This is a genomic window from Candidatus Pelagibacter communis (assembly GCF_001180225.1).
GTDB lineage: Bacteria > Pseudomonadota > Alphaproteobacteria > Pelagibacterales > Pelagibacteraceae > Pelagibacter > Pelagibacter ubique_D.
Map to the genome: position 1 here is coordinate 1 of NZ_CVST01000004.1, position 674 is coordinate 674.

Below are 674 nucleotides of genomic sequence, written 5' to 3' on the forward strand. Positions count from 1 at the left end.
GAGAACACTCATGATAGTGTAAAACTAACATTAGATACTGGTCATATGTTGTTTGCTGAGGGAGACTCGTTAAAAATATTAAACGATTTTAGCGAGAGATTAATTCATATGCATTGTAAGGACATTAGAAAAAATGTTTTAGAAAAATCTTTAAAAGAAGACTTAAGTTTTAGAGGAGCATTTTTAGAGGGTGCATTTACAGTTCCAGGTGATGGATGTATTGATTACAAGCCTTTATTTGATGTGTTGAAAGAAAAAAATTATTCTGGTTGGTTAGTAGTAGAGGCAGAACAAGATCCTGCAAAAGCAAATCCATTTGAATATGCAAAAATAGGTTACAAGTATTTAACTGAAACTTTAAATCTTAGTGGTATTGAGATTTATAAAAGTTAACTTTCAATATAAATAAACTTAAACTTTAAGATTAATTTCTTACTACAGTCTTACAATTTTTGATTTTTCCAATGTATCATCGAAATAATCAATTATATTTTGAATTGTTTCTACACCCATTCTTGTCATACATTCATCAGTAAATGCTGCTGTATGTGGACTTAAATAAACTTTTTCATTTTTTAAAAGAGGATTATCATTTTCTGGTGGCTCTTGTTTAAATACATCAATTCCTGCTCCAAATATTAAATCTTCATTTAAAGCCTTATCAAGATCTTCCT

The 674-nt window shown here is 28.6% G+C and carries 2 protein-coding genes; one reads left to right on the forward strand and one right to left on the reverse strand.

Features of this window, described 5'->3' with window-relative positions:
• Positions 1-393, forward strand: a 393-nt coding sequence (locus tag AMN99_RS00130) for a TIM barrel protein (RefSeq protein WP_143323898.1), incomplete at its 5' end; no start/stop codon positions are given.
• Between the two features lie 42 nt (positions 394-435).
• Here AMN99_RS00130 and AMN99_RS00135 read toward each other — a convergent pair.
• On the reverse strand, positions 436-674 hold a 239-nt coding region (locus tag AMN99_RS00135; protein ID WP_306452573.1), incomplete at its 5' end, for an NAD(P)-dependent oxidoreductase.